Source organism: Roseibium aggregatum (assembly GCF_017309185.1).
Taxonomy (GTDB): Bacteria; Pseudomonadota; Alphaproteobacteria; order Rhizobiales; family Stappiaceae; genus Roseibium; species Roseibium aggregatum_B.
On record NZ_JAEKJZ010000006.1, the window covers coordinates 414,834 to 436,918 of the forward strand.

Consider the following 22,085-nt stretch of genomic DNA (forward strand, 5'->3'; position numbering starts at 1 on the left):
TTGTTTTATCGCATGAGACCCGGTGTCCGCGCCGGGTAACCGGCCGGCCGGCAGCCGGATCCCGCGGTGAGGACTGGAGACTTAAAAAACCGTCCTCTGCATTTTTATCAGGTTTTTCCTTCCCGGAAGGTATAAAAGTGACGTTGCGTAAGAAAATCCAGAAAATTTATGCATATTTTCCATGAAATTGCCGCATTCCAGCCCTTGGCCAGCCATTTTGAGCTCCCATATTAGGATCATACCCTGATGGGTAAGACCAGTAGAAGCCTCGGAATGCATTAGCCCCCCAGCCCCCCGGGGTTTTTGCCGGTCTGCCTGATTTAATGCGTCAAACATCAGGGCAACTGAAGGGCCGGCTCCACGCCGGCCCTTTTCATGTCACGCGTCCAACGCTTTCCCTCAAAAAGTCGATGAATCTCGGATCGGTGCCATAGGCAACGTTCACTCGCATCGCAGCCCGCTGGAAGTTCTTCCGGCTGGGATGAAAAACGGCCCCCGGAGAAATGAAAATGCTCTGTGTGCTGGCCTCCGCGCACAATTCCTGTTCGCTGACGCCCTCCGGAAACTGCACCCAGAGATAAAACCCCGGAATGGAGCTTTCGGTCACGGTGAGTCCGAGGCCCTCCATCTGCGCGAAGGCCGCCTTGTACGCGTCCTCGACCCGGGCTCGAAGCCTGCGCAGGTGACGCAGGTAATGACCCGTTTGAATGAGGTTGAAAACGAAGCGCTCAACATGGTCGGAAGAATTGACCAGGGTGACCATCTTGATGTCCGCGAGACGCCTTATGATCTCGGGATTTCCCGCGACGTAGCCGCAACGCAGACTGGCTGAAAGCGTCTTGGAGAAGGAGCCCAGATACAGAACCCGGTTGAGCTGGTCGAGCGCCGCCAGCCGCGGCAAGGTCACGGGCAGGATATCCGCCAGGGCATCGTTTTCGACCAGAAGAAACCCCCAGCGTTCCGCCAGTTGCATCAGGCCGAACGATCGGGAGGGAGACAGCGATCCGCCGGTCGGATTGTGACCGTGCGACTGGGTGAAGAACATCTTCGGTCTGTGAACCGCGAGTTTCGCGGTCAGGTCTTCAAGGTCGGGTCCGTCCCGGTCCCGGCGTATTCCGACGATTCTGACCTTGGCGAAGGTCAGCTTGGAAAACAGAGGGTAGTAACCGGGTTCGTCGACGAAAACGGTGTCGCCGGGCTCCGTGAGGTGGCGGATGATCAGATCCAGCCCGTGGTTGACACCGTGGGTCAGGAGCAGGCCGTCCGGGCTTACGGGAATGGAACGCTCCAGAAGCTGGACCCGCAGCCGTTCCCGCAAGGGGCCGTATCCCCAGCAGCTCCCGTAGCCGAATTCGATCGCATCCGGATAGGGGGCCTTTGCGTTGGCGAAATGCCGTTTGAGCTCGGACCCTTCCATCCAGAAGGGCGGGGGGCGGCCATCGCCGGGGCGAACTTCATAGTGTTGTTCAAGTTGCTCGCGCAGAAGGGAGACTCCGTCGACCGCCTCCGTGACGTGAGGCGCGGGGGAGGGAGGCGCCGGGGGTTTTACCTGCGACATATAGTATCCGGAGCCGGCGCGCGCTTCGAGCAGTCCGCGCGCCACCAGCCTGTCGTAGGCTTCCGCCATGGTGTTTTTCGAAACGCCGTTCTCGCGTGCGGCCTGGCGAATGGACGGCAGACGCTCGAAGGTCTTGTAGCCGCCCGACTCCAGCATCAGGGCGACCTTTTCAACGATCTGGTCGACACGAGACAGTCGACGGTTGCCATTTGTCACGGTAATTGTGCCTCTGCTGATGCTGGGACAGTGTCGCCTTCATTCCCGAAAATTGTCCCTTGATTGTCCCTTTAATTTCTATGACAGTTTCCGCCATTAGTCGAGGAAACGACTCTTTCCCAGGGAGGAAAACCATGAATTCAGTCAACAGACGCGGCCTGCTTGCTGGCGCCGCATTCGGTGGAGCCGCGCTTGCCGCACCGGCCACGGTTCAGGCACAGGATGCCGTGGAATGGCGCATGCAGGCGCTTTGGGACGCGGGCACGACACCTTTCGAATACGAGAAGAAATTCGTCGAGCGCATTGCCGAACTCACGGACGGCAAGTTCAACATCAAGCTTTTTTCCGCCGGACAGCTGGTCCCGGCGAACCAGGCATTCGATGCGGTTCGCGCCGGCGCTTTCCAGCTCATGAAGACCTTCGACGGCTATGAAGCCGGCAAGATCCCGGCCTTCGCCTTCACCTCGACGATTCCGTTCGGTTTCCCGGACTCCGATCAGTATGAAGCCTGGTTCTACGAGCTCGGCGGCCTGGACCTGGCCCGGGAAGCCTACGCCAAGGCCGGCCTGTTCTACATCGCGCCGACCGTCTATGGCGAAGAGCCGATCCATTCCACGGTGCGCATGGAAAGCATCGCCGACATGGCCGGCAAGAAAGGCCGCTTCGTCGGGCTCGCTTCGGCCGTCATGGGAGATCTCGGCGTGGCGGTGACACCGCTGGCGACCGCGGAAGTCTACACGGCGCTTGAAAAAGGTCTGATCGATTTCGCCGATCGGGGCGATCTGACGGCAAACTACGAAGCCGGTCTCGCGGAAGTGGCCAAGTTCATCATTCTGCCCGGTGTGCACCAGCCGACTACGGCCACGAGCTATGTGGCCAACCAGGCTGCCTATCAGGGGCTGCCCGAGGCCTACAAGGCAGCGCTTGCCGTCGCGGCCCGCGAAGTTTCCGGATCGCTGCGCCAGCACATTCTGGTCCAGAACGTGGAAGTACTGAAAAAATACGAAAACGACGGTGTCGAAGTCATCCGTCTCGATGAAGGCGATATCGCCGAGAACCGCGCCAAGGCGATGGAGTCCTGGAAAAAAGCCACCAAAGGCGACGATCTGGCCAACCGCGTGCTTTCGAGCCAGATCGACTTTATGACGGCTCTGGGACTGGTATAAAACTTCCTCCCCGACTGACGGTGGGCCGTGCCTTTGCGCGGCCCACCGTCCCTTTGCCTCAAGTACGCGCGTTCTCAGTTCCATGAAACCAGTCTGCAGCTTCGTCACGGGTCTTAACCGGGCGTTTTTCCTTCTGGCAGCGGCGATCATCTTCGCCGTGGTGCCAATACTCCTCTTCGAGGTCGTCTCGCGATATGCCTTCGACAAGCCGACGGTCTGGGCGATGGAAGCGAGCACGCTTCTTTTCGGACCCCATTTCATGCTGGCGGGTCCTTATCTGCTGCATCTGAAGGGACATGTCGCCGTAGACATATTCAGTGAAAAACTCCACGGTCGGCTGAAAGCCGCCTCGGAAATCTTCTGCTATCTGATCATCGCCGTGTTCGGCGCGGTCTTCGCCTATGTCAGCTGGCCACTGGCCATGAATTCCTACGGCATGGGCGAAACGAGTTTCTCCGCCTGGAACCCACCGGTCTGGTGGTTGAAGTTCATCGTCCCGCTGGCTTTCGCGCTGCTGTGCGCGCAGGCTCTGGTCGAAGCAATCCGTGCGCTTTCCGATGGCGAAGACAGGATCGGAGTTGACGCATGAGCTCCGAATTCGTTCTTCTGATCATGTTCGCAAGCCTGGTCGGCCTTCTGCTGACGGGCCTGCCGCTCGCCTTCACGCTCGGCGCTCTCGCCCTGGTCTTCACGCTGACGCTCTGGGGTCCCGCCGCCCTGACGGTGACGGTCCTCAATCTCTATTCCACTATGACGTCGGAATCGCTGCTGGCGATCCCGCTTTATGTGATGATGGCGAGCACCCTGCAACGCTCCGGCGTCATCGAGAGCCTCTACCGGGCGATGGAACTCTGGTCGCGGCGTCTGCCCGGCGGACTGGCGATCGGGACGATCGTCATCTGTACGATTATCGCGGCCATGACCGGCATCGTCGGCGCTGCGGTGGCCGCCATGGGCATGCTGGCCTTGCCATCCATGCTGAAGCGCAAATACAGCCCGGAACTGGCGATCGGCACCATCTGTGCCGGTGGCACGCTCGGTATCCTCATTCCGCCATCCGTGATCACCATCGTCTATGCCGTCACCGCTCAGGCCTCGATCGGCCAGATGTTCATTGCGGGTGTCATTCCGGGCCTTCTGCTGGCCTCGCTCTATGTCGGCTACATCGTGATCCGCTCGATCGTCAACCCGGAGATCGCTCCCCGGCCAACGGGCGAAGCCGATATCTCCTGGGGCGAAAGGCTTGGCGCGCTGAAGTCCCTCGTGCTGCCGCTTCTGATCATCCTCGGCGTGCTCGGCACGATCTACATGGGGATCGCCACACCGACCGAGGCCGCGGCCGTCGGCGTTTTCCTGGCCTTTGTTTCCGCCCTTCTGGAAAAACGGCTGGGCTGGGAGCTCGTCTCCGGTGTGGCCATGGACGTGGTCAAGGTCACGACCATGATCCTCTGGATCACCATCGGGGCGCGGGCCTTCGTCGCGATTTTCACCGGAACGGGCGGGGCCGACTTCCTTCTGTCCTTCATTCAGAACATGGAAGCGAACCGCTGGATCGTGCTGGCCGTAATGCTCGGAATTCTGTTCTTTCTGGGCATGTTTCTCGATGAGATGGGCATCATCCTGCTCTGCGTTCCGGTGTTCCTGCCGGTCATCGACTTTCTGGAGTTCGACCGGCTCTGGTTCGGCATTCTCTTCCTGGTGTCCGCCCAGATGGCGTATATCTCGCCGCCTTTCGGCTACACGCTGTTCTACATGAAAGGCGTCTTGCCGGCAGGGATCGGCATGGGAACGGTCTATCGCGCGATCGTGCCTTTCATCCTCCTCCAGGCGCTCGGCATTCTCATCTGCGCCCTCTTCCCGGAGCTGGTGCTCTGGCTTCCTCAATCCATGATCAAATAGCAGACAGGACATCCGATGAGCGACGTCACTTCGTCCCGAATTGAAGGCTTCCACAAGATGGATCCGGCGGCCCGCCTTCAGGCCGTCGCCCGCCAGGCCGGCCTGGACAACGAAGCGGTCGCCGGGCTTGCCGACGCGGCTTCCGGCCAGATCGACCTGGCCGACCGGCTCGTGGAAAACGCGATCACCAGCATGGCCATTCCAGTCGGTATAGCCACCAACATGACCGTCGACGGCAGGGATGTGCTCGTTCCGATGGCAACCGAGGAATCCTCCGTCATCGCCGCGGTCTGCAATTCCGCCAAGCGCTGCCGCGCGACCGGCGGTTTCAAGACCTCGACCAGCGGTCCGGTGATGGCGGCGCAGATCCAGCTTCTTGACGCCAGCGATCCGGAAAACGTCCGTCTGAAGGTTCTGGAACGCTACGACGAGATCAAGGCCATCTGCGACGAGACCGATCCGCTGCTTCTCAAATTCGGCGGGGGGTTCCGGGAACTCGACATTCGTGTGATCGACAGCGCCGAAGGTCCCATGACCATCGTGCATATCGTTGTCGATACCCGCGACGCGATGGGCGCGAACGCGGTGAACAGCATGGCCGAGGCGCTGGCGCCGAAGCTGGAGGAATGGACCGGGGCCCGCAGCCTGTTGCGGATCCTGACCAATCTCGCCGACCGGCGCGTGGCGCGTGTCCGCGCCGTCTGGCCCGTCGAGGAAATCGGCGGCGAGCAGGTTCGGGACGACATGCTGTCGGCCTATTATTTCGCCGATTCCGACCCTTACCGGGCAGCCACCCACAACAAGGGCATCATGAACGGCATCAGCGCCGTGGTGCTTGCGACCGGGAACGACACGCGGGCCATCGAGGCCGGCGCGCACGCTTTCGCCGCGAAGGACGGCTGGTACCGCTCCATGTCCCGCTGGGAAAAGGACGCGGACGGAAATCTCGTCGGCATTCTTGAAATGCCCATGGCCGTCGGCCTCATCGGCGGCGCGACGAAGATCCATCCGACGGCCCAGGCCAACCTCAAGATCCTCGGCGTCAAGACGGCGGACGAACTGGCCCGCATCATCGTCTCCGTTGGTCTTGCCCAGAATTTCGGCGCCATGCGCGCCCTGGCCACCACGGGCATCCAGAAAGGCCACATGGCCCTTCATGCGCAGAATGTGGCCCTGATGGTCGGCGCCACCGGTGACGAGATCGACAAGGTCGCCGCCGAGCTGAAGGCTCTCGGCAAGGTCCGGCAGGATATTGCCGAGGAAATTCTCGCCCGCCTGCGCAGCGGCGCCTGATCCGTCTGCCGGTTTCTGGAGGCCGTCGCACCCACGGCGGTCTCAAAATCGGGAAATCTGACAAGCTCTCCAACATTGTGGGCAGGATCTTCACAGCGATCCTGCGCAACTCCTTGGAGCGGTGTGCTACGCAAAGTGACTTTTTAGCCCGCCAGAGACCATTTGCCTCTTTTCCAGCCGGGTAGGTGCTGTATCCTTTTTTTCAGGATGAAAACGGACCTGATCGATCTGCGCGCGGCCCGAACCGCGGATTGCGACGCGCTTGCCGGCATTCACAGCGAGGCCTGGCTCGGCGCTTACCGCGGCGTTTTGCATGGCGTGGAGTTGCAGAAAATGGTTTCGAGGCGCAGTGCGGGCTGGTGGCGCGGCGCGCTCGCGCGCGGCGTCGACATCAAGATCCTCAGTATCGCCGACGTTCCCGCCGGATACTCCACCTACGGCCCGTGCCGCCTGCGCGAAACGGGAATGGAAGGGGAGATCTACGAACTCTACCTGAAACCGGAATACCAGGGCCTGGGCTTCGGCCGCACGCTTTTCAAGAACGTCAGGGAAACCCTGGACTCCAGGAGCCTGAAGGGGCTTGCCGTCCAGGTTCTGTCCGAAAATCACCCGGCGCGTGCCTTCTACAAGGCCCTTGGAGGCAGGCTGGCCGCGAAATCGTGGCACCGGGTCGGCGGCAAAAGGCTGGAGCTGTCCATTTATGCCTGGCCCCAGGTCAAGTCCTGAAGCCGTCGTCTGCCCGGTCTGGCGAAACGGTGCCTCAGTTCAGAATTCCCGGCGTTCCGAGAACAGCCGGCTGCTGGCTGCAGTCGAAGTTTCCAGCCATCGAGTCCGCCGCCTGCCGTGCCAATATGTTGGCGTTCTTGTTGGCCTGCGCGTCGATGCGGGCGATCTGGCAGGTGCCTCCGCCGGGCCTGAGCTGGGTAACGATGAGCACGCTTCCGGTTCCGACCCCGTCGGGATAGCTCGGAAACCAGCGCAATATGGTCGCGAACGGCACTCCGCCGCGCAGGCGCCATTCCAGCGTGTCGTTGACGGTGTTGAAATTGGGCAGGGTCTGGCGGGAGGCCGGTTCGTCGTCCGCATGGGGGCCGAAGGAGACGAACATGCGCAAGTCTCCCTCGGCGACAAAAACCGTCTGTCCCTGATATCCACGGCACTCAACGGATCCGCCGGACGTGCCTTCCTCGAGGTCCGCAGGGGAGACCTCCACACAGGCATCAAAGTCGATCTTGGTGTAGGCGCTGGTTATATCCGCGGCATTCGCACCGGACGCGACGAAAATCAGGACAAGCGAAAAGAGCAGGCCCGACACCTCCGTCGCGAAAAAGTTGAACCGCGTCATCGTTTCGCCTCCCGCGCAAATCATCGTCGGCATGAAGGCACGTTAAGCAATTAGGTGCAATGCAAAATTAAAGGCTTGAACTTCTCCGAAGGGATTGCGATAGACGCTGCGAAAGCAACAGGAGTCATGCAATGCGTATCGATGCTGTGCCGATCGGGAATAATCCTCCGGAAGACATAAACGTCATCGTTGAAGTGTCCGTCGGCGGCGAACCGATCAAATACGAGATGGACAAGGAAGCCGGCGCAATGTACGTCGACCGCTTCCTCTACACGCCGATGCGGTATCCTGGGAACTACGGCTTCGTTCCGCACACGCTCTGCGGCGACGGCGACCCGATCGACGTGGTGGTCGTCAACCAGCGTCCGATCGTGCCCGGCGCGATCATGAACTGCCGTGCGATCGGCGTGCTCCTGATGGAAGACGAGTCCGGCCAGGACGAGAAAATCATCGCCGTGCCGACCCACAAGCTGACCAAGCGCTATGACAGTGTCCACGACGTGACCGACCTTCCGGAGATCACGATCCAGCAGGTCAAGCACTTCTTCGAGCACTACAAGGACCTAGAGCCCGGCAAGTGGGTGAAGGTTACGGGCGTCGAAGGCGCCGAGGCCGCCAAGAAGATGATCGTGGAATCGATCGAGCGCGCCAAAAAGGAAGCCGCTGAATAAGCGGACCCTGATTGCTGACAGACCCCGCGAACTCCTTGAACGGAGTTGATGACGATCAAAGGGTTTGTCAGCGCTCCAAGCCGCTGAACAAGCGGCTTGGCATCAAGGTGCGGCTCGGTCCGCGGGACGCCGCGCCTGCATCCCTAGTCCCCCCAATTCAACTGATCCTGACGACTGGCGCGAGCGTTTCGGCGAACGCGGGGCGGCTGCTTGTTGCGGTTTTCCCTGAAACACTGGCAGCGGCGGAAGACCGCCGCTGCCGAAGATCCTAGAAGTGAACGGACTTCGTATCGATCGGTTTTTGAAGCGGCGGGGCGAATTTGGTCAGTTCGATCCCTTCCACGGATGCCTTGTACTCCTCGATCGTCGGGGTCCGCCCGAGGATCGCGGACAGCACCACGACCGGTGTCGAAGCGAGCAGGGACTCGCCCTTCTTGTCTGCGGAATCCTCCACAACGCGGCCCTTGAAAAGGCGCGTGGACGTGGCCAGGACCGTGTCGCCCTTCGCGGCTTTTTCCTGGTTGCCCATGCACAGGTTACAGCCGGGACGCTCCAGGTAGAGGATGTTTTCGTATTCCGTACGGGCGGTGTTCTTCGGCGCACTGTCGTCGAATTCGAAGCCCGAGTATTTTTCAAGAATACCCCAGTCGCCTTCCTCTTTCAGTTCGTCGATGATGTTGTAGGTCGGCGCGGCCACCACCAGAGGCGCCTTGAACTCGACCTTGTCGTTCTTCTTCTCAAGGTTCTTGAGCATCTGGGCGACGATCTTCATGTCGCCCTTGTGGACCATGCACGAACCGACGAAGCCGAGGTCCACCTTTTTCTCACCCCTGTAGTAGGAGACCGGGCGGATGGTGTCGTGGGTGTATCTCTTGGAGACATCCTCGTTGTTGACGTCCGGGTCGGCGATCATGGGCTCGTCGATCTGGTCGAGATCCACGACGACTTCCGCGAAATACTTTGCATTGTCGTCCGGTTTCAAGGCCGGCTTCTCGCCTGACCGGATTTCCGCGATCCGCTTGTCGGCCTTGTCGATCAGTCCCTGAAGAACCCTGGCGCCGTTGTCCATGCCCTTGTCGATCATGATCTGGATGCGGCTCTTGGCGATTTCCAGGGATTCGATCAGCGTGTCGTCGTTGGAGATGCAGATGGAGGCCTTGGCCTTCATTTCCGCCGTCCAGTCGGTGAAGGTGAATGCCTGGTCGGCGAGCAGGGTGCCGATATGAACCTCGATGATGCGGCCCTGGAAGACGTTGTCGCCGAACTGCTTCAGCATCTGCGCCTGGGTCGCATGGACGACGTCGCGGAAGTCCATGTGGTCCTTCATGGTGCCCTTGAAGGTCACCTTCACCGACTCGGGGATCGGCATGGTGGCTTCACCGGTAGCCAGGGCCAGCGCAACGGTTCCGGAATCGGCGCCGAACGCCACGCCCTTGGACATGCGGGTGTGGCTGTCGCCGCCGATGATGATCGCCCAGTCGTCGATGGTGATGTCGTTCAGGACCTTGTGGATCACGTCCGTCATCGGATGATAGACGTTCTTCGGATCGCGCGCCGTGATCAGGCCGAACCTGTTCATGAAGCTCATGAGCTTGGGGATATTGGCCTGGGCCTTCAGGTCCCAGACGGACGCCGTGTGGCAGCCGGACTGGTAGGCGCCGTCGACGGTCGGCGCGATCACTGTCGCCGCCATGGCTTCCAGCTCCTGCGACGTCATCAGCCCGGTCGTGTCCTGCGACCCGACGATGTTCACCTTCACGCGGACATCCGAACCCGCATGCAGGACCTTGCCTTCGGTGACGCCGAGAGCGTTCTTGTTGAAGATCTTCTCGACGGCCGTCAGGCCCTGGCCCTCGTGGGAAATCTCCTTGGAGGGTGCAAAAACGGGCGGCAGGTCGATGCCGAGCGTTTCGGCGGCGAAGCTCTGCAGTTTCTTGCCGAAGACAATGGCGTAAGAGCCGCCGGCCTTCATGAATTCGACCTTTTGCGGGGTCAGGGACGAGGAAACGTCAACCAGTTCCTCGCCGCCATCTTCTCTCAGGAGCTTTTTGGTCCTGGTGTTGATCGTCAGAACGGTGCCGGTTTCAACGGAGTATTTCTGTTCCAGAACCGGGCTGTCGTCGTTGTTCAGGATCGGGTTGCCGTTTTCGTCGAGCTTCTTGACCCAGTTCTTCAGGTCGATGCCGATGCCGCCGGTCACGCCCACGGTCGTCAGGAAGATCGGCGAAATGCCGTTGGTGCCGGCGACCACCGGAGCGATGTTCACGAAGGGAACATAGGGGCTGGCCGGCTTGCCGGTCCAAAGGGCGACGTTGTTGACGCCGGACATGCGCGAGGAGCCCACACCCATGGTGCCCTTTTCGGCGATCAGCATGACGCGCTTGTCCGGGTGCTGCAGCTTCAGCGCCTCGATTTCCTTCTGCGCGGCTTCGGAAATCATGCACTTGCCGTGCAGTTCGCGGTCCGAACGGGAATGGGCCTGGTTGCCCGGAGACAGCAGGTCGGTGGAAATGTCGCCTTCGGCGGCGACATAGGTGACGACCTTGATTTCCTCGTCGATGTCGGGAAGCTTGGTGAAGAACTCGGCCTGGGCGTAGCTTTCCAGAATGTCTCTGGCGATTTCGTTACCCGCCTCGTAGGCCGTCTTAAGCCGGTCGGTGTCGGCGTCGTAAAGGAAGACCTGGGTCTTGAGAACTTCGGCCGCGTCCTTCGCGATCGACACGTCATCGCCAAGCGCCAGATCGAGCAGAACCTCGACCGAGGGGCCACCCTTCATGTGGGAGAGAAGTTCGAAGGCGAACGCCGGCGTGATCTCTTCGACCTTGGAGCTGCCGAGAATGATCTCTTTCAGGAACTTCGCCTTGGCTCCGGCCGCGCTCGTGGTGCCGGGCAGGGTGTTGTAGATGAAGAACTTGAGAGACTCGGCCCGGTGTTCGTTGCCGGTGTCCTTGATCTGGGCGACGATTTCCTCAACGAGGGCGGCGTCTTCGATGGGCTTGGGATGCAGGCCCTGGCCTTTGCGTGTCTCGATCTCTTTAAGGTAGTCTTGGTACAAGCTCATGATGGTCCCGGCGTCCTGATTTCGGTTGGCGCTTGTTTACCGGGTCGCTGTCGGTCTGGCGAGCCGGAAAAAGCTGGCTGAGCGCGGTCATAATCTAGTATACAATGGTATGCAATATTTTTCGAATCCGAATGGAAGGAAACCTTTTCCGTTGCCGCGCGTTCGCTCACCGGGATTTTAAGAGACAGACCGCACCTTCATCAATGGGCCGAAAGTTCCTAAATGGAAGGGGCCGGCCTGTCCCCCTTGGTTTGCGGGACCTGTCTGGCGAAGGAAGCCAAAGATTGCTATAGGGGCGACGCATTATTTCGCGGCGGCGAAGGAGGGAGAGGCTCTCTGTTCTGCCCGGGCGGAAGTGCGCCGGACGAGGGGCCGTTTCGGCTCCGCCCCGGAGCCTTGAGAGAATATGTCAGGACCCCGGCTTCAGACGCGGACCGGGCCTGAGGACAATGAAGGAGATCGCGCGCCGTGACTCAGTCCCTCGACAGCTTTAAAGCCAAAAAGACCCTTCAGGTCGGCGACAAGACCTACACCTATTTCTCCATTCCCGAAGCCGAGAAGAACGGCCTGACCGGCGTTTCCAGGCTGCCTTTCTCACTGAAGGTGGTTCTGGAAAACCTGCTGCGCTTCGAAGACGGCCGCACGGTCACCAGAGAGGACATCGTCGCCTGCGCGGAATGGCTGAAGACCCGAAAATCGTCCCACGAGATCTCCTACCGTCCGGCGCGCGTCCTGATGCAGGACTTTACCGGCGTTCCCGCGGTGGTCGATCTGGCCGCCATGCGCGACGCGGCCGTGAAGCTCGGCGGCGATCCGGAGAAGGTCAATCCGCTGGTGCCGGTGGACCTGGTCATCGACCACTCGGTGATGATCGACTATTTCGGCACGAAGGACGCGTTCAAGAAGAACGTCGAACTGGAATACGAGCGCAACCAGGAACGCTACGAGTTCCTGCGCTGGGGCCAGTCCGCCTTCGACAACTTCCGCGCCGTGCCGCCGGGAACCGGCATCTGTCACCAGGTGAACCTGGAATATCTGGCCCAGACCGTCTGGACCAGGGAGGAAGACGGCGAAACCGTCGCCTACCCGGACACGCTGGTCGGCACCGACAGCCACACCACCATGGTCAACGGCCTTGCGGTCCTGGGTTGGGGCGTCGGCGGCATCGAGGCGGAAGCGGCCATGCTCGGCCAGCCGATCTCCATGCTGATTCCGGAAGTCATCGGCTTCAAGCTGACCGGCAAGCTCAACGAAGGCATCACCGCGACCGACCTTGTGCTGCGCGTCGTGGAAATGCTGCGCCAGAAGGGCGTGGTCGGCAAATTCGTGGAATTCTACGGCCCCGGCCTCGACAATCTCAGCCTGGAAGACGCCGCCACCATTGCCAACATGGCGCCGGAATACGGCGCGACCTGCGGCTTCTTCCCTGTCGACAGCGACACGCTGAAATATCTGCATGCAACCGGCCGTGACAAGGACCGTGTGGCCCTGGTCGAGGACTACGCCAAGGCCCAGGGCATGTTCCGCTCCGGCTCCGAGGAACCGGAGTTCACAGACACGCTGGAACTCGACATTTCCACCGTCGTTCCGTCCATCTCCGGCCCGAAACGCCCGCAGGACCGCATCAACCTTTCCGACGCCGCTGCGGGCTTCGCCAGGACCATGGCCGAAGAGTTCAAGAAGGCAGATGAGCTTTCCAGGCGCGTCGCCGTGGAGGGCAAGGACCACGATCTCGGCAACGGCGACGTAGTGATCGCCGCGATCACGTCCTGCACCAACACCTCCAACCCGTCCGTGCTGATCGGCGCCGGCCTTGTGGCGCGCAACGCGCTGGAAAAAGGCCTGACCGTCAAGCCGTGGGTGAAGACCTCGCTGGCGCCCGGTTCCCAGGTGGTGACCGACTATCTGGAGAAGGCCGGCGTGCAGTCGGATCTCGACGCCCTCGGCTTCACGCTGGCGGGCTATGGTTGCACCACCTGTATCGGCAACTCCGGTCCGCTCGATCCGGCGATCTCCAAGGCGATCAACGACAACGACCTGATCGCCTGCTCGGTGCTCTCCGGCAACCGCAACTTCGAAGGCCGGGTCAATCCGGATGTGCGCGCCAATTACCTGGCCTCGCCGCCGCTGGTGGTCGCCTACGCCATTGCCGGCAACCTCAACATCAACATCTCCGAGGACCCGCTGGGCGAAGACAAGGACGGCAACCCGGTTTACCTAAAGGACATCTGGCCGACCACGGAACAGATCACCGGCCTGATCCGGTCCTCCATCAACGAGGACATGTTCCGCGAGCGCTACGGCGACGTCTTCAAGGGCGACGCGCATTGGCAGGCGATCAAGGTCGAAGGCGGCCTGACCTACACCTGGCCGTCCGGCTCGACCTACGTCCAGAACCCGCCCTACTTCGAAGGCATGACCATGGAGCCCAAGCCGCTTCAGGACATCGAGGGCGCGGCGGTTATGGGCTTGTTCCTGGACTCCATCACCACCGACCATATTTCCCCGGCCGGCAACATCAAGCTGGACAGCCCGGCGGGCAAATATCTCTCCGAGCACCAGGTCGCCCAGAAGGACTTCAACTCCTACGGCTCCCGTCGCGGCAACCACGAGGTCATGATGCGCGGCACCTTCGCCAATATCCGCATCAAGAACCAGATGGTTCCGGGCGTCGAGGGCGGCGTCACCATGAAGGACGGCAAGCAGGAGTGGATCTACGACGCCTGCATGGACTACAAGGAGGCGGGCGTTCCGCTGGTGATCTTCGCCGGCAAGGAATACGGCACCGGCTCGTCCCGTGACTGGGCGGCCAAGGGCACCAACCTCCTCGGTGTACGCGCGGTCATCGCCCAGTCGTTCGAGCGCATTCACCGCTCCAACCTGGTCGGCATGGGCGTCATTCCGCTCACCTTCAAGGAAGGCGAAAGCTGGCAGTCCCACGGCATCAAGGGCACCGAGCGCGTGACCATCAAGGGCATCGCCGATATCCAGCCGCGCCAGATGATGGACGTGGAAGTCACCTATGAAGACGGCACCACGAAAACCATCGAGTGTCTGTGCCGGGTCGATACGCTGGACGAGCTGGAGTACATCAAGGCCGGAGGCATCCTGCACTATGTGCTGCGGAACCTGGTGACGAGCTGAGGGTTCTTGCCAGACAGCATGACAACATTCGAGCGGGCCCTTCGGGGCCCGTTTTGCTTTCCGACACCCCCCTCGGACGGTTATTCCGGACAGCGAGCCGCGAAGCGGCATCGCGTGAGCCGGAAACCGGACATCAGCGCGCGCGATAGCGAGCACCAAGTCTCCCTTTTCTGTCATGACTTGAATAATGAGCGCCTTTGGCGCGGAAGATTTCTGGGTTCCGGATCTGCGCTCGGCTGGCACCTCACGTGTCCGGAATGACAATCGAGAGGCCCGGTTTCACTGACCGGCCAGATGGGTATTTCTCGCGACGAAGAATCGCGCGGGTTTGCTTGGGCTGACTTTCAACCCTGACCTCAACCTGAGGGTGGGTAACAATTCACCTTCCCCTAATGATTTAATTCTGTAAAAATAATCCCATAGTCTTCAGATCCGCTGTTTTTCGTATTCATTGAATTTGTCGTTGGGGGATTTGGCTGTCATGTCTTTGAACTACACCGGTCTTCGCAGGTTCAAGAAGAAGGCGGAAGCAAAGCGGTGCGCCGGGCGGTTGCTTTCGATCCGTAAGCGGCTCGCCCCTCTCAGGCAGCGCAAGAGCGACAGCACGCTGTTGCTGGCGACCTGGAATATCCGCGACTTCGATTCAAACAAGTTCAAATGGGGGCCCAGGCTTCCCGAGACCTTCTATTATCTCGCCGAGATGATCTCCCATTTCGATCTCGTCGCCATCCAGGAGGTCAACCGGGATCTGACGCCCTTGCGCAAGCTCATGGATATCCTCGGCCGCGAATGGGACTATATCGTCACCGATACGACGGAAGGCTTCGGCGGCAACGCGGAGCGCATGGCCTTCGTCTACAACACCGAGAAGGTCTGGTTCCGCAAGATCGCCGGTGAGGTCGTGCTGCCGGACGGCCAGCTCGTGGTGACCGAGAAGACCAAGAAGACCGAGGACGGCGTCATCGAGTCCAAGTCGGTCAAGAACCAGTTCGCCCGCACGCCCTTCCTGGTGGCCTTCCAGTCCGGCTGGTTCAAATTCTCGCTCTGCACCGTGCATATCTATTTCGGATCCGAGTCCGGAGCCAAGCTGAAGCGCCGGGTCGACGAGATCAAGCGCCTGGTGAAGTTCTTCGCCGACCGGCAGGACAAGGAGAACCGGCAGACCAGGGACGGGCTCGGCAACGTCGAGAATTACATTCTGCTCGGCGATTTCAATGTGGTCAGCCCCGAGCACAAGACCATGCAGGCTCTCAAGAGCAACGATTTCGTCGTTCCGAAGGAAATCGACGGCGACGAGGTGCGCAAGGAGGGCGAGCACTACTACGACCAGATCGCGACGCGGGTCAGAGACAAGCGTTTCAAGGTCGTCGCTGGCGGCATGATCGACATGTTCGAGGATGTCTTCCGGGACGATGCGGCCGACCGGAAGCTCTACAGCAGCCACGTGCCGAAGAAGGACACGGAGAAAAATCCGGAATATGCGGCGAAGGATGCGGAGGCCCGCTACCGCAAATGGCGGACCTGGCAGATGTCGGACCACGCGCCGCTGTGGATCGAGATCGAGACGGATTTTTCCGAGCATTATCTTCAGGAGATCGCCGGGGAGTGAACCGCCTGCGGGCAATTGATGGGGGGAAAGATGGTTTGGAAAATCATTGAAACCGGTCGCGTGGGCCATCGTATCGGACGTGTTGCCGGTCTGTCGCTTGCTTTGCTCTGCCTCGGGCTGTCCACTGTCCTGGCGCAGACGAAAACGGTGCAGGTGAAACCTGATGGGGTGGTTGAACTCCTGAAGACGGAAAAGGGGCTCGAAGGCACGGCAACGGTCAAATACGGTCGGGTCAAGTTCGTCGAGGACGTGAATGCGGACGATGCCAACGTCTTGCTCTATTTCCCGCCGGCGCAGGCGGGACAGTTCACCGACACCGTGACCTATAAACTCCAGGGTGACACCGACACGACGGACGTGACGGTGCGGGTGCAGGAGGATTACGGCCCCTGGCAAAGCGAGGAGATCTACTCGGAATCCTTCAAGGCGGTGTTCATCCTTTTCATTCTCGCGGTGCTGGTCGAGAGCGGACTGCAGCTCCTGTTCAGATGGCGGCCTTACCTGAGGATCTTCGACACTTCGTCGACCAATGCTTTGATCGCGTTTGCTTTCTCCTTTCTTCTCGTGCACCTGTTTAGCCTGGATGTTGTGACAGACCTCTTCAATATCTACACCCAGCCGACGGAAATTCAGCCGAACTTTCTTCCCGGTTACCTTCTGACGGCCATGATCATCGCCGGCGGCAGCGCAGGGGTGAATCGGCTGCTGCGCACCTTCGGCTTCCGTCCGATCGATCTGCCGGAGGAAGTTGTCGGACTGAAGGACGACAGCATCGCCTGGATTTCCGTCACCCTTGACCGGGACAAGGCCGAGGGGCCGGTCGATGTGCTTTACGGTGAAGAAGGCAAGGAAAAAGTTATCGGTACCATCCCCGGAAATGGTGATATGAACTGGCTGTCGTCGCTGTTTTTCCGCAACAAGGGCCGCTTTCCACCAAGCGGCGGTTACGCCGTCGATCCTGGCGGTCCGTCTTGCGTGGTCAGGCTCGAGGCCCCCGGGGTGACCGGTGAGGCGCTGGACAAGGCCAAGTGGGGCCCGAACCCCATCGGCAAACGCGCGGTGATCGACCTGAAACTGAAGTTGTGAGTGCAGGCGGCAATCCTGCCTCAGGTGATCCCTGTCACATCTCCCGGTGCGTCCGGCGTCTATGCTCATTGACGACATTCCCGGGGAAGCAAAGCGACGCCTCGATTTCACGCGTGCCGTCGGGCTGAGGAAGCGGACGGTGCCCTGGCTGTCATTCGTGTGATTGTCAGGCGCCTGAAAACGGTGTTTGCTGCCCTGACGGTTTCGTTATTTTTGATTGATGGGGGAAGTCATGAAAGCAATCGCAGCCGGAGCCATCTTGCTTGCTGTCTCCGGGCAGGCCAGTCTCGCGGATCCATGTCAGGACAAGTTCACGGAACTTTACCTGCAGCTTGACCAGGGCGTTCCGACGAAAACCGCGGTGACGACCGAATTCAAGGGCGCGCCGGCGACGACAAACGACTTCCTCTATCTCAATCAGGACCACTATCTGACCGTTCCGACCTCGCCGGCCGGTCCCTGGGTGCTGGGCTACGGCAACGTGCTTTACCAGTCCTCGGACGAGGGCAAGACCTGGGCGAAGGTGCGCGAGATGGACACGGCCCAGAACGCCGACGGCGCAAGGCAGGCCAAGATGGACAATGCGGCCACCATCCGCAACACCGCCTGCAGCGAGGAAGAGGTTTCCGGAGAGCCGGTCGACGTCGTGGCGGCGGACATCACCGTGAGCCAGGGCATGGTCACCGAAAACCGCTACACCTACTGGGTCCGCAAGAGCGACGGTTTCATCGTCAAGGCGGTCTACGACACCAAGGCGCCGAATTTCGAGATGCTGACGACACAGGTCATCGAAAAGGCCCCGGAGCTGACCCTGCCCACGCCGGAGTGAGGCGGGGATATTCGGCTCCAAAGTGTCGGTAAGTTGAGGTGCTTGGCCCCGTGTTCTTCCGTGTTCAAGGGGATCGGGTTATGGCCGAAGCGCTGGCCACAAGCTACAGGTCATCTCTCCCTGTGGGAGAGGGAGCTTGGCTGAGCGAAATTTACCGCCTCACCCTCGCCCGCGATAGGGCGGGACGCCCTGGTCGGGGATCCAGACGCCTTCGGGCGCGGGGCCGGTCTGGTAGAAGACGTCGATCGGGATGCCGCCGCGTGGATACCAGTAGCCGCCGATCCTGAGCCACTCCGGATCGAGCAGGCCGACGAGGCGCTTGCCGATGGAGACCGTGCAGTCCTCGTGAAAGGCGCCGTGGTTGCGAAAAGCGCCCAGGAAGAGTTTCAGGGACTTCGATTCAACCAGAAAATCCTTCGGCACATAGTCGATCACCAGATGGGCGAAATCCGGCTGGCCGGTGATCGGGCAGAGCGAGGTGAATTCCGGAGCGACGAAGCGAACCATGTATTTCGTTCCGGCTTGAGGGTTCGGCACCTTTTCCAGAACGGCCTGGTCCGGATCCTGCGGAAGCTCTGTCGCTGCGCCGAGCTGGGTCAGGTTTTCGTAGATGTTTTTGTCGGTCATGGGATTGTTCCTGAGCTGATAGCAAGCGTCATTGACTATGAGCGAGCTGCCCGGCCGGCAGGCCATCGGTCAGCTCATGGTCTCGTGCGTGTCCGTGCGCAAGGGACATGCACTCCAGTCCGCCGGAACGGATGACGTGTGTATGCATCGGCGTGGTCCCTTGTTTTCGCTCTCGGCGCCTGTTGCGGCGCCCTTCACCGGGTGGGCTGCGACCGGTGGTTCCCCTTGCGGGGAACGGCGGCGTTTTAGCAGTTTGGGGAAAAAAGGAAAGGGCGGCCGCATCGACAAACTGTGACGCCGCCGTCTTGCGTGTTCCGGCCCATGACCTACTGTCTTCAGACTCCGACGGGGTCAGGCCATGAGGCCCTGTACTCGAACCAGGTTTTTTAAGGTGAATGTCGTGCTCACGATGGTCCGCCGACTTCTCGGTCTTGAGGAGCCGGTTAAAGACGAAGGGCCGCCTTCCGGTGTAAGCGAAGGCGGGAAGACTACTGGGACGTCCGGGCGGAGTCCGACGGGCGGTGATCTGCGTGAGACGATGGAGTTCGTCTCTCAAGAAGGCCTCGACCGGATACTGGAGACCGCCAGCGATCAGATCTCAGTCTTTGCCACCACCCGCCCCGAGCTCATGAAGGGCACCGCCGATGAGATGCTTGGCGCCTTGATCGGAGAGCTTGACGCACGCCTTTCCGCGCAGGTGAACGAAATCCTGCATCACCCGTCCTTTCAGTCCCTGGAGAGCGCCTGGCGTGGTCTGGACTATCTGCTTTCCAACGTCGAGTGGGATGCGGGCCTGAAGCTTCGGGTGATGAACATTAGCCGGGGCGATCTGCGGTCGGCGCTGTTGCACGCGCCAGAGGAGACTTCGACGCGATCGCCTCTTTCCGAGGCGCTGTTCGAAGGCGTCTATCGATCCCCAGACGGGGTGCCTTACGGCCTTCTGGTGCTGGATCACTCGGTCGGGGATTGCGAAGAAGATGCCAACATCCTGAGTGAATTCGCCCGGATCTGCGCGAAGGCCCAGACGCCGTTGCTCACCGGCCTGTCGCCGGGGACCTGCTCCTCGGACGGGTTTGCCGAAGCGCGAAAGGCAAAGGGTGAGCCCGAGCCGCCCGTGCTCGGTCAACCGGCCTGGGCCGAATTGCGCCGGAATGAGATCAGCCGGTACATCGGCCTGTGCCTGCCCAGGATGCTTGGGCGGCGTCCCTACAGCGACAAGGTCAGTCCGACCGCGGGTTTTGCTTTCGAGGAAGAGGCTTCGGTCGGGTCGGCTTCCGATTTTCTCTGGATCAATGCGGCCTTTGCCATGGCCGCGAACATCGGCCGGGCGGTGAAGACCTACGGTTGGGGCGTCCGGATCCGCGGGTTCGACAGCGGCGGCGAGGTGATTGGCCTGCCGGAGGTTCCGATGCCGTCCGCCGGGGAGACTGCCGGGGTGATGCCGCCGGTGGAAATCGTGATCGGCGAGCGCCGCGAAGCGCAACTGGCGGAGGCCGGGACGATGCCTCTTCTTTATCGAAAGGCCAGCGCGAAGCCGGTCTTTTTCTCGGCACAGTCCCTGAACATGCCATGTGCTGACGATGATCTGGACCCGGAAGCGAAAACAGAAGGCCGGGTGCTCAGCCGCCTGCCTTATCTGCTCTGCGCGACGCGCTACGCGCATCCTGTGATGCGCATGGCGGCGGATTGGCGCGCGCCGCGAGACGAGGCCTTCGAGGCCCATGTCCAGGCCTGGCTCGACTCGATGGTCTGTTCGCAGCCATGGGCGGTGGAGCCCGCGCGCAGGGCGTCGTCCCCGCTTCAAGACGCAACCTTCACCTTGTCCGAAGGGAGTTCCGGACGCCGGGCGGAGCTGGTGATTCTTCCGGGCTATCAGCTGGAGGGCATCGGGGTGCCGATCAGGCTGCAGCTGACGCTGCCGGAGAGAACGGGTGCCGGATCCGAGTGAAGCGGATTGCGGGTCTCACGCCCAGATCGCCATCCTGAGCCCCTTGCCATCGCGCTGAAAGTCCTTCGGGAACGGCTCGGCTTCTTCCTTGAAAATCCGCTCCGCGATCAGGCTGTTCGCCGCCGCATCCAGCAGATCGTCCCGGCCGCAGCCTTTCGGTGGGGGGTGATCGAGAAAATTACCGGACAGGCCCTTTGACACCAGCAGATCCCGGCGCTGGTCGAGGCCAGGCCCGTTGGCGCGGCTTTTGACTTTTTTCGGCAGGCTCATTTCAGCCTCGCCGTTCAGCCGCCAGAAGGCGAGTTCCGGGTGAACCTCGTAGACCCGTTCCTCCACGTCCGGGGTCATCAGCGCGTCGATCTCCCGGATCTTCGGGAACAGGTAAAAGCACTGTTTGGAGACTTTCTTCGGCGGTTCCGAGGTTTCCAGCGAAGTCTCGCAGGCCTGCCGGTAGTCGTCCTCGTAAACGGCGGTGCGCGAGGGCACGGTGAAGACGGAGGACTGGCGCATGCCGAGGTGCCCGCGGGCGGCCTTTTCCGGGCCGCGACCGTTCGGTCCGATCCGGTCGGGCAGGCCGATGGGCATGTCGACGGCGATGACGGTTAACTCGGGCTTGAAGGTCAGCAGTCCGGCGAAAGTGGAAAAAAGATGAAGTTCTGGGCTGTCCGGGTCATTCAGATTGCGCAGGACGGCAACCCAGCCGCCTTTGCAGCCGTCGACGCCCGCAACCCAGGTGTCAGGCACGGGCCTTGGTCTCGAGCACCCGGCGCGAGGTTACCAGCGCCATGGCCTTGACGACCGACTGCTGTTCCTCGGCGAAGAGCAGCTCGTCCGCGCCCTTCTTAACGCTTCTGGCAACCAGCTCGAAGACGGAGGCGGACGCACGCTTGAGCGCATCCTCGTCATTCAGACCGGAAAGCAGATTGGTCAGGAACAGTCCGGCGATCAGGTCGCCCGTTCCATGCGGCGGATTGGGAATAGCGGCGTGCTCGGCGGCGACGGCGCCGCGCGGACCGGCCAGAAGATTGGCAATGGCGTTGCGGCGCAAGGCCGGGGACGATGTCACGAGAACCCGTTCGTTGCCGAGGGTGCGCGCCGCCGCCAGCGCCTGCATTTCGCTCGTGACTTCGCGGTCTGTCAGCCAGCCGAGTTCGAAGGCGTTCGGCGTGACAATGTCGGCCAGCGGCACGAGTTCGTCGCGGATGGCCTGCGCCGTCGCCTTGGGAACATAGAGCGTGCCGCCATTGTCGCCCAGATCGTCCCCCATGATGGGATCGCACAGATAGGGCGCATCCGGATTGGCCGCCTTGACCGCCTTGACCAGTCTGGCGATCGCCGCAGCCTGGTCCGGATCGCCAAGGTAGCCGCTGACAACCGCGCCGATTTCATCGAGCCGGGGAGAGGCTGCCAGGTCCGCCGCGATCGCCGCGAATTCTCCGGCCGGCGGAACGATCCGTGTCGCCTTGCCGTGGCCGGGATGCCAGGGCAGGAGAACGGTCGGCAAAAACCAGACCGCGTGTCCCAGGCGCTCCAGGGTGAAGGTCAGGCCTCGGCCGCTGATCCCGCCGCGCACCACCTGGGATGTGACCACAAGAACGGGCTTTTTCCGTGGCTCGGGCGCTCCCGGCTGCAT

The 22,085-nt window shown here is 61.2% G+C and carries 17 protein-coding genes; 11 read left to right on the plus strand and 6 right to left on the minus strand.

Annotation, left to right across the window (positions count from 1 at the left end; genetic code table 11):
- Positions 1 to 373: 373 nt before the first annotated feature.
- The gene (locus JF539_RS23900) at positions 374 to 1,774 is read right to left on the minus strand and encodes a PLP-dependent aminotransferase family protein (RefSeq protein WP_328809310.1); all 1,401 of its coding nucleotides are present in this window, start codon (positions 1,772 to 1,774) and stop codon (positions 374 to 376) included.
- Between the two features lie 134 nt (positions 1,775 to 1,908).
- Between JF539_RS23900 and dctP the strand changes: the two genes are divergently transcribed.
- The 5 genes from dctP (at position 1,909) to JF539_RS23925 (ending at position 6,858) form a co-directional block, all read left to right on the plus strand.
- Positions 1,909 to 2,940, plus strand: a complete 1,032-nt coding sequence (gene dctP, locus JF539_RS23905; protein ID WP_207143244.1) for a TRAP transporter substrate-binding protein DctP — start codon at positions 1,909 to 1,911, stop codon at positions 2,938 to 2,940.
- 82 nt (positions 2,941 to 3,022) lie between these two features.
- Positions 3,023 to 3,529 (plus strand): TRAP transporter small permease subunit, encoded by a 507-nt coding sequence (locus tag JF539_RS23910; protein ID WP_207143245.1) that lies wholly within the window; start codon positions 3,023 to 3,025, stop codon positions 3,527 to 3,529.
- Positions 3,526 to 4,839: a TRAP transporter large permease gene (locus tag JF539_RS23915; RefSeq protein ID WP_207143246.1), complete on the plus strand. Its 1,314-nt coding sequence runs from the start codon at positions 3,526 to 3,528 to the stop codon at positions 4,837 to 4,839. The genes JF539_RS23910 and JF539_RS23915 overlap by 4 nt, the downstream gene beginning before the upstream one ends.
- A gap of 15 nt (positions 4,840 to 4,854) precedes the next feature.
- Entirely contained in the window at positions 4,855 to 6,132 is a 1,278-nt protein-coding gene (locus JF539_RS23920; RefSeq protein WP_207143247.1) for a hydroxymethylglutaryl-CoA reductase, degradative, read from the plus strand.
- Positions 6,133 to 6,339: 207 nt separating this feature from the next.
- Positions 6,340 to 6,858, plus strand: coding sequence for a GNAT family N-acetyltransferase (locus tag JF539_RS23925; RefSeq protein WP_207143248.1), 519 nt, complete (start codon positions 6,340 to 6,342; stop codon positions 6,856 to 6,858).
- 34 nt (positions 6,859 to 6,892) lie between these two features.
- Here JF539_RS23925 and JF539_RS23930 read toward each other — a convergent pair whose 3' ends face one another.
- Complete coding sequence (locus JF539_RS23930; protein ID WP_209017537.1) at positions 6,893 to 7,477, minus strand: hypothetical protein; 585 nt, start codon at positions 7,475 to 7,477, stop codon at positions 6,893 to 6,895.
- Between the two features lie 131 nt (positions 7,478 to 7,608).
- Here JF539_RS23930 and ppa point away from each other — a divergent pair, with 131 nt between their 5' ends.
- Positions 7,609 to 8,148: an inorganic diphosphatase gene (gene ppa / locus JF539_RS23935; RefSeq protein ID WP_207143249.1), complete on the plus strand. Its 540-nt coding sequence runs from the start codon at positions 7,609 to 7,611 to the stop codon at positions 8,146 to 8,148.
- A 268-nt stretch (positions 8,149 to 8,416) separates the two neighbouring features.
- Here the strand turns inward: ppa and JF539_RS23940 are convergent, their stop codons facing one another.
- Entirely contained in the window at positions 8,417 to 11,209 is a 2,793-nt protein-coding gene (locus JF539_RS23940) for a bifunctional aconitate hydratase 2/2-methylisocitrate dehydratase (RefSeq protein ID WP_207143250.1), read from the minus strand.
- Positions 11,210 to 11,677: 468 nt separating this feature from the next.
- Here JF539_RS23940 and acnA point away from each other — a divergent pair, with 468 nt between their 5' ends.
- From acnA to JF539_RS23960, 4 genes are all read left to right on the plus strand, one after another.
- On the plus strand, positions 11,678 to 14,353 hold the full coding sequence (acnA, locus tag JF539_RS23945; RefSeq protein WP_207143251.1) for an aconitate hydratase AcnA: 2,676 nt from the start codon (positions 11,678 to 11,680) through the stop codon (positions 14,351 to 14,353).
- A gap of 481 nt (positions 14,354 to 14,834) precedes the next feature.
- Entirely contained in the window at positions 14,835 to 15,962 is a 1,128-nt protein-coding gene (locus JF539_RS23950; RefSeq protein WP_207143252.1) for an endonuclease/exonuclease/phosphatase family protein, read from the plus strand.
- 30 nt (positions 15,963 to 15,992) lie between these two features.
- Positions 15,993 to 17,048: a hypothetical protein gene (locus JF539_RS23955; protein WP_207143253.1), complete on the plus strand. Its 1,056-nt coding sequence runs from the start codon at positions 15,993 to 15,995 to the stop codon at positions 17,046 to 17,048.
- 232 nt (positions 17,049 to 17,280) lie between these two features.
- Entirely contained in the window at positions 17,281 to 17,877 is a 597-nt protein-coding gene (locus JF539_RS23960) for a hypothetical protein (protein ID WP_207143254.1), read from the plus strand.
- Between the two features lie 159 nt (positions 17,878 to 18,036).
- Here JF539_RS23960 and queF read toward each other — a convergent pair whose 3' ends face one another.
- On the minus strand, positions 18,037 to 18,504 hold the full coding sequence (gene queF, locus JF539_RS23965) for a preQ(1) synthase (RefSeq protein WP_207143255.1): 468 nt from the start codon (positions 18,502 to 18,504) through the stop codon (positions 18,037 to 18,039).
- A gap of 538 nt (positions 18,505 to 19,042) precedes the next feature.
- Here queF and tssC point away from each other — a divergent pair.
- Positions 19,043 to 20,452, plus strand: coding sequence for a type VI secretion system contractile sheath large subunit (gene tssC, locus JF539_RS23970; RefSeq protein ID WP_207143256.1), 1,410 nt, complete (start codon positions 19,043 to 19,045; stop codon positions 20,450 to 20,452).
- 15 nt (positions 20,453 to 20,467) lie between these two features.
- Here the strand turns inward: tssC and JF539_RS23975 are convergent, their stop codons facing one another.
- Both JF539_RS23975 and pdxY read right to left on the minus strand, forming a co-directional pair.
- Complete coding sequence (locus tag JF539_RS23975) at positions 20,468 to 21,196, minus strand: DUF429 domain-containing protein (protein ID WP_207143257.1); 729 nt, start codon at positions 21,194 to 21,196, stop codon at positions 20,468 to 20,470.
- Positions 21,189 to 22,085, minus strand: coding sequence for a pyridoxal kinase (gene pdxY, locus JF539_RS23980; RefSeq protein ID WP_209017569.1), 897 nt, complete (start codon positions 22,083 to 22,085; stop codon positions 21,189 to 21,191). The genes JF539_RS23975 and pdxY overlap by 8 nt, the downstream gene beginning before the upstream one ends.